We start from the raw sequence: 6,862 nt of genomic DNA, 5'->3' as shown, positions 1-6,862 counted from the left end.
AATTTTAAGGGATTTAGCTTCTAAATTAATATTTATTCTTGAAAATTAAGTTCATTGCACCCAAAGTTAAAATGTGATCTACATAACATTTTAATTTCAAATAGTGCCAGTTAGGATTATTAGTATTAGCCTAATACTTACGGTGCAAAGTCTTCAGGAGGGAGATATGAGGCTCACTTTAGACAATTTAATCTCATTTCATACAGTTGCCTCTGAAGGGTCGTTCAGTTGTGCTGCGAGGAAACTAGGTAAATCGCAATCAACGATAAGTGGAGCGATAAAAAATCTAGAACAAGATTTAGGATATTTTCTTTTTGATAGAGGTGGTCACACCGTATCATTAACCGATAAAGGAAAAAAAATATATGCGCTAACTACACCAATAATAAGCAAACACAAAGAGTTAAGTAACATTGCTAAAAATCTATCAAATTCAAATTTAACAAAAATAAAAGTAGGCATTGACCTACTAATGCTAAATTCAAATGTGAGAAATGCTCTTGTTGAATTTTCCGAGGAGTTTCCAGAAGTTGAGATAAACGTTGTAACAAAACCAAGCTATATTTTAGGTGATTATATCAATCGTAAAAAAATTGATATCGCGATAGGAAACCCCTATCACAAAACCATCTATAACTTTAATATAGAAGAATTATTTTTAGTTAATTGCATTTGGGTAGCGAGTAAAGAAGTCGTTCAAAACTCAAAATTCAATTCACAAAACAATCGATTGTTATTGCTTGATGGATATAAAGATATTATTGATTATTCCATCATTTCAAGCCATAACATTTGGGTATTGGATGATATTAGTACTATCCTTGAACTCTGTAGCGCAGGGAAAGGGATAGCCCTTCTTCCTCAGCATATCATTGAAACCAAAACAGTAATGAACAAATTAATAAAAATACCCAGTGATACTCAATTGTTTGGTAAGCAAATATATGCGTCTATGATCTGGCCATTGCACAGTGAATTTGGAAAATATCATCAGTGGATTCATAACAGACTAAGAAGTACCTATCACCTATGAAACATGAACAACAACTCTATTAAAATATGAAGTATCTCTGCCTTTCAGTTTCATTGATATTAATTAGTTTTAATAGTGAGATCTCAGCGAAAGTGACTCATATGAGAGACTCGATAAACTCTTATGAAGAACTGCAAGAAAATCAAAGATTGCAGCGAATTGTGGTTCCGAAAAGCAAGAGAATACACGAACTAAGAGCTTCCAAAACCGATCCACCCGTACTTCTATCCCATAAAATCACTGACAGCGTCAGCAATAAATATACAATATATCAAACTCACATTGAGCGTTCTGCAACAAAGTGGAAAATTCCAGCATCATTAATCGTTGCTATGATACACGCTGAAAGTTTCTTTGATCCAAATGCTGTTTCCCACGCCTCTGCTATTGGATTAATGCAAATTCTTGTTAATGGTGGGGCAGCTGAAGTTTCACGTGAACTCTATGGCAATAGACCTATCAGAGCACAAGATCTCTTTATCCCTGAATTCAATATTGATGTAGGGACCGCTTATTTGCATCTCTTGGAGACGAAGTATCTCAACAACATTCGCTCTTCTAGCGCGAGAAGACTACTAGCAATTGCTTCCTATAACTGTGGCTTGTCTAATCTAATGAAATACTCCTTCGGTGATAAAGACATCAGTTCATTCTCCAAAAATATCAATAAGTTATCAGTTGATGAGTTATATACCATGCTAACAACACAATTACGTATTGCAGAAACAAGAACTTACGTAGCAAAAGTGTACAAACTAAACAAGCAATACCAAGCCTTGCTCAACTGATGCATATATTCTTATATGGCGATGGCGATCATTAAATTTCTAACCTAAAATTTGAATTAATAACAGCTCTGGTAATTGAATACAGTGTCAGGGTTGTTTCGATAATGTCTTATAATAAACCGTGGACTTACACGTAGCGGATACCGAATCAAAAATAGCTGTAATTTCTTATCAATGTGGCTACAAGGATGTGTCGTATTTTTCAAGAATTTTTAAGAAAAGGACGGGCGTAACCCCTGCAAGCTACAGACGTGCCTGCACAGATAACAGAAAACGCTAATTTTACTCCCTAAAAGAAAAAATCATGGTACATTTAACATGATTTTAACAAAAATAACCAAAAATAACTTAGCGAAAAACATGGAGTTAGACAATGATTCAGCCTAACGAGTTTAGCCAAGAACAAGCAACAGCTCTCCCTACACCCAATGACATGATTTTAAAATGGGCAGAAGATCGCCCAGATGAAGTCTATTTGAAACAGATTATTAACCGTCAATTTGTCGAATTTACTTATAAAGAAGTAGCCGACAAAGCACTGAAACTGGCGTCAGCATTAGAAGGACTCGGAGCCCAACCTGGCGATCGAGTCGCTCTCGTATCGAAAAACTGTGCAGAGTGGTTCATCTGCGATCTTGCCATGATGTTAGGAGATTTTGTCAGCGTCCCAATCTTTCCAACAGCAGGTGCAGATACCATTCAGTACTGTATTGAACACAGTGAAAGTAAAATTGTGATTGCGGGTAAGCTTGACGATCCTAAAGCCACTCAAAAAGTACTTGATGACAATCCGAGCTTGGTGAGTATTTCACTGCCATACGACAGCGCAGCGAAGTGCCAACACACTTTCGAGAAGCTCATTGAGACACATGAACCATCAACCAAACGCCCTCAGCATCACGACGATAAGCTGATGTCACTTGTTTATACATCGGGTACATCAGGGTTACCAAAAGGCGCAATGCTCACCTACGGCGCGTTTACTTGGTCTGTTCAAAGGTTGATTGACCATATTGGGATCCAACCTGGCGATCGCCTGTTTTCTTACCTACCGCTTGCTCATATTACAGAACGCGTTTACATCTTTGGTTCTTCAGTAATGGGGGGCGTGGTTACGGCTTTCCCTGAATCTTTAGACACCTTTATTGATGATGTGAAAATGCATCGCCCTACGCTGTTTATTTCAGTTCCTCGCTTATGGACTCTGTTCCAGCAGCGAATCCAAGACAAATTGCCACAGAAGAAACTGAACTTCTTACTGAAGATTCCGTTTATCAACAACATCATTAAGAAGAAACTTGCTGATGGCTTAGGGTTAGACCAAGCTCGCGTTCTTGGATGTGGTTCTGCACCTGTATCACCCGCTCTACTCGCATGGTATGAGAGTGTTGGCCTGCACATTACCGAGGCATGGGGCATGACAGAGTCTTTCGCCTACAGCACGCTCAACTACCCATTCAGAGCCGATAAAATTGGTACGGTTGGTAATGCAGGTCCAGGGATCGAACTCAAAATAGCTGAAGATGAAGAGATTCTAGTTCGAGGCAAAGGCTTATTCTCTGGTTACTACAAGAATGATATTGCAACCCAAGAGTCTTTTAACTCGGATGGTTGGCTTCATACCGGTGATATCGGTGATATCGATAGTGAAGGTTACCTAACGATTCGTGGGCGTAAGAAAGATACCTTTAAAACCGCTAAAGGTAAGTTTGTTGCCCCTGTACCAATCGAAAACAAACTGTTTGAGTACAGCCGCGTAGAAATGATGTGTTTGATAGGTCTTGGCCTACCTGGTCCAATCCTACTTGTGGTACCGCATGACTTCCCTAATTTCGATAGAGCTCGCTATGAGAAAACGACAAAGCGCGTTATCGAGAAAATGAACGAGCAGCTCGGTTCACACGAGAAGATCAAAGGTGTATTGATGATTAAGGAACCATGGAGCATTGAGAATGGCGTGTTAACACCAACTCTCAAAATCAAGCGACATATCCTTGAGCAGAAATACCATGAAGTTGGTCATAACTGGCCGAAAGATAAATTGGTGGTTTGGGAAGAATAATTAAAATCGAGAGGGAGCCATTATGGCTCCTTTTTTGTAAGCTCACATTATAAGTACTTAGTATAATCCGCAGCATCACTACTCTCGTAATCTAAGCCGACATCCTTTCTCATTCGATGACTTAACGATTCCAAGCAAACAACTTGTCTAGATTTAGTCGGCTTCCTCACCTTAGTATTATCATTGATTTTAAGTACCTGAGTAACAAATATACTGACCCAGCAGGTTATTGCTTTCATGTTCTCTCTCTTGTATTCCCTGTTTATTTATCGCTATTATGAAAACAACCTGTTCGATAAGCGAACAACCATTTCTAACAAGAACTATAAGAAGACGTTATGGATAATAGACTACGCCACCTTTCCTGACTTCGTTACTTCGAAGTCGCAGCTCGCTTGAGTAGCTACAGCAAGGCAGCAGAAGAGCTCTTTGTTAGCCAAGCTGCTGTCAGCCAAAAGATCCGTCAGTTAGAGGAACAACTAGAGTGCAAGCTGTTCATTAGGAAAGGGCGTGAAATGGCATTGACTAAAGAGGGTCGGACTCTCTTCCAACATGTGTCAGATGGATTTAAAGAGCTTGTTGTCGGGTTGAACAAGATCCAGTCTGAACCCTTACAAGGCGTTATCGTGGTTCGAAGTCTGCCATCTTTTGCATCGCGTTGGCTATTACCTCGGTTGTGGAAGTTTTCAGTCAAACACCCCGAAATACCAATCAAACTCCTCACCGAGAATGATACTCCTAAACTAAAATATGATGAGATTGACGTCGCGATTCTTCAAGGTGAGGATCTCCCTGTTGAGCAAGGTCTATCGCTTGAAGTCCTAATCAATGAACCTTTATATCCCTTTTGCTCACCTGCTCTTGCTAACTCTTTGAAGTTTTCGTCACCAGAACAGCTTCTAAAGTGTTGGCTGATCCAATTTAAAGGGGGGCACTATCTTTGGGAGGAGTGGTTCAAACGAGTAAATGTTCCAATCAAAAGTAGTACTGTCCAATGGGTAGAAGTAGGCACATTTGATATGGGTCTAACCACAGTCATGGCGGGTCACGGGGTTTGCCTAGCTACAGACAGCTTGGCTGGTGACTTCATCGAACGCGGCTTACTAGTGAAACCCTTTGATATAGGCATGACACCTGGGGTTCAAGTTAACTTATGTTTTGACCCTAGCTCGCCGAGGAAAGAACGTATTGAGGCATTTACTGAGTGGTTGCATGAAGAAGTGTCTGAAGTATCTAAGAGCTAACTTTAGCTTTGGCTTTGGCTTTGCAAAGATAACTCAGCATTACTTATCACACTCCGCGTTCACGTAACTCCTTTTATATAGATAGAGTTACGTGCGTGAAGTTTATTTACTCCCAAAAAGATTTTTTCATCTCTTCATTAGCCTGCTCTCGGGTAATACCAACATCTTCAAGTAAATGATCCGATAGCTCTGCTAGGTGTTTTCTCGTCCTACGATTCTGAAGATAAATCCTAAATTTAGAATAGAATTTCTTACCTGATAATGATGATAAGAATGAATGATGAGTATTTGATGTCGTTGTTATCGTGTTCATAATCGCTCTCCTATTGACGCTTTGCTTTCTTATGGTCAATAATCGACCTGTAACGCATTAGCGACAAACGATAGATACTGGTACTCAGTTAAGGAAAACTAATGTGAGAGAGCGAACGCCACCATTCCAAGGGATCTACTATTTTTATACTGCGGCTGAAACTGGCAGTTTCAAGCTCGCAGCAGAAAAGCTATTTGTCACGGCTGCAGCAGTCAGCCAACAAATTCGCCAACTTGAAGAATGGTTAGGCGCAGACCTGTTTATTCGCCAGCACCGAAAAATAGTATTAACTCATGAAGGTGAAGTGCTCTATCTACAAGCGAAGAAAGGCTTTGCTCATATTCAAGATGGAGTAAGACGAATAAACCAAGACCCCAACCCCACTCAGTTATCGATTTCGACCGTACCCTCTTTTGCACAACATTGGTTAGTGCCTAGAATTGGCGACTTCCGCGACCGTCACCCAGATTTATCTATGTTAATAGAACCGACCAATAAGCTGATCACCTTTGAGGATTCGAGTATCGATATCTGTATACGCTATGGGCACGGTAACTACCCAAATCTAGAGTCGCGCTGGCTAATGGATGAAGTGTTATATCCTGTTTGTCATCCGCTCTATCAGGAGAAGTATGGAATATACAGTGTCGAGGACCTGCACAAAGCCGAGCTAATTGAAGACCGATGGCCAGACATGGATTGGTCAATATGGCTTAATGAAGTAGGCGTTGAAGGCGGTCACACCACGTTGCAGTTTGATGGCTCTCACTTTGTACTAGAAGGGGCACTCTCTGTTCAAGGAGTCGCTTTAGTCAAACACAGCTTGGTGTATCGATACCTGCAAGAAGGGAAGCTAGTTAGAATTGGTCATACAGCGCTAAGACCAAAATACAACTATTTCTTATGTGCGCCACCGGGATACTTTCATCGCGATAAGATTCAACGCTTCTCCAAATGGATAGAAACGCAGGTCAGTGAGTTTGGTAACAAAGGAAGGGAAATGCTCAATATCGTCGATACCGACTTCTCATTGAAATGGTCGGGAAACTCTGATGGCTAAGCTGATATACTGAGAGCAAATAAATGACGGGTAAATCTCATGACACAAGCAAATAACCCACTTCACGGTATCACGCTTCAAAAGCTGCTAACTGAATTGGTTGAACATTACGGTTGGGAAGAGTTGAGTTACATGGTTAATATCAACTGCTTTAAAAAAGACCCTAGCATTAAATCGAGCTTAAAGTTTCTGCGAAAAACAGATTGGGCACGAACTAAGGTTGAGCAGATTTACATCGACTTAAAGCGTTAATCTCTCCCTACTTTATCTGTCCCGTGTTGATTAAATACGGGACAACCCCTGTGTCTACTTTTTAGGGGCCATATCAATATCACATCTCGCATCTCGCATCTCTCGCATCT

At 40.5% G+C, this 6,862-nt stretch carries 6 protein-coding genes and 2 pseudogenes; 7 read left to right on the top strand and 1 reads right to left on the bottom strand.

The annotated features are described in order from the left end of the window. The first annotated feature begins 166 nt into the window (after window positions 1-166). The 5 genes and pseudogenes from AB4623_RS22380 to AB4623_RS22360 all read left to right on the top strand — a co-directional run bounded on the left by AB4623_RS22380 (window position 167) and on the right by AB4623_RS22360 (window position 5,127). A complete protein-coding gene (locus AB4623_RS22380) occupies window positions 167-1,033 on the top strand; it encodes a LysR family transcriptional regulator (RefSeq protein ID WP_372099625.1) in 867 nt (288 codons plus the stop codon). Between the two features lie 101 nt (window positions 1,034-1,134). After that, on the top strand, window positions 1,135-1,821 hold the full coding sequence (locus tag AB4623_RS22375) for a transglycosylase SLT domain-containing protein (RefSeq protein WP_372102531.1): 687 nt from the start codon (window positions 1,135-1,137) through the stop codon (window positions 1,819-1,821). Window positions 1,822-1,957: 136 nt separating this feature from the next. Then, window positions 1,958-2,101: pseudogene (locus AB4623_RS22370) on the top strand (helix-turn-helix domain-containing protein); the annotation flags it as partial. Between the two features lie 93 nt (window positions 2,102-2,194). Beyond that, entirely contained in the window at window positions 2,195-3,883 is a 1,689-nt protein-coding gene (locus AB4623_RS22365) for an AMP-binding protein (protein ID WP_372099621.1), read from the top strand. A 338-nt stretch (window positions 3,884-4,221) separates the two neighbouring features. Then, a pseudogene (locus tag AB4623_RS22360) lies at window positions 4,222-5,127 on the top strand (LysR substrate-binding domain-containing protein). Window positions 5,128-5,233: 106 nt separating this feature from the next. Here the strand turns inward: AB4623_RS22360 and AB4623_RS22355 are convergent. After that, on the bottom strand, window positions 5,234-5,440 hold the full coding sequence (locus AB4623_RS22355; RefSeq protein ID WP_102331947.1) for a DUF1127 domain-containing protein: 207 nt from the start codon (window positions 5,438-5,440) through the stop codon (window positions 5,234-5,236). 103 nt (window positions 5,441-5,543) lie between these two features. On the opposite strand from AB4623_RS22355, the gene AB4623_RS22350 reads away from it, so the two are divergent. Together AB4623_RS22350 and AB4623_RS22345 are read left to right on the top strand one after the other, a co-directional pair. Continuing rightward, window positions 5,544-6,500 carry a LysR substrate-binding domain-containing protein gene (locus AB4623_RS22350; protein ID WP_372147401.1) on the top strand — a complete coding sequence of 319 codons (957 nt, stop codon included), beginning with the start codon at window positions 5,544-5,546 and terminating at the stop codon, window positions 6,498-6,500. A gap of 39 nt (window positions 6,501-6,539) precedes the next feature. Then, the gene (locus AB4623_RS22345; RefSeq protein ID WP_017063289.1) at window positions 6,540-6,752 is read left to right on the top strand and encodes a VF530 family DNA-binding protein; all 213 of its coding nucleotides are present in this window, start codon (window positions 6,540-6,542) and stop codon (window positions 6,750-6,752) included. The last annotated feature ends 110 nt before the right edge of the window (window positions 6,753-6,862 follow it).

It is taken from the genome of Vibrio sp. 10N.222.52.C12, assembly GCF_041474215.1.
In the GTDB taxonomy this organism is placed as follows: Bacteria; Pseudomonadota; Gammaproteobacteria; order Enterobacterales; family Vibrionaceae; genus Vibrio; species Vibrio crassostreae_C.
The sequence above is the reverse complement of the archived record's forward strand: the minus strand, read 5'-3'. Positions and strand labels throughout refer to the sequence as shown.

Coding starts and splice junctions, on each gene's coding strand:
- AB4623_RS22380 (WP_372099625.1), top strand. CDS start 167: ATGAGGCTCACTTTAGACAATTTAATCTCATTTCATACAGTTGCCTCT.
- AB4623_RS22355 (WP_102331947.1), bottom strand. CDS start 5,440: ATGAACACGATAACAACGACATCAAATACTCATCATTCATTCTTATCA.
- AB4623_RS22365 (WP_372099621.1), top strand. CDS start 2,195: ATGATTCAGCCTAACGAGTTTAGCCAAGAACAAGCAACAGCTCTCCCT.
- AB4623_RS22375 (WP_372102531.1), top strand. CDS start 1,135: ATGAGAGACTCGATAAACTCTTATGAAGAACTGCAAGAAAATCAAAGA.
- AB4623_RS22345 (WP_017063289.1), top strand. CDS start 6,540: ATGACACAAGCAAATAACCCACTTCACGGTATCACGCTTCAAAAGCTG.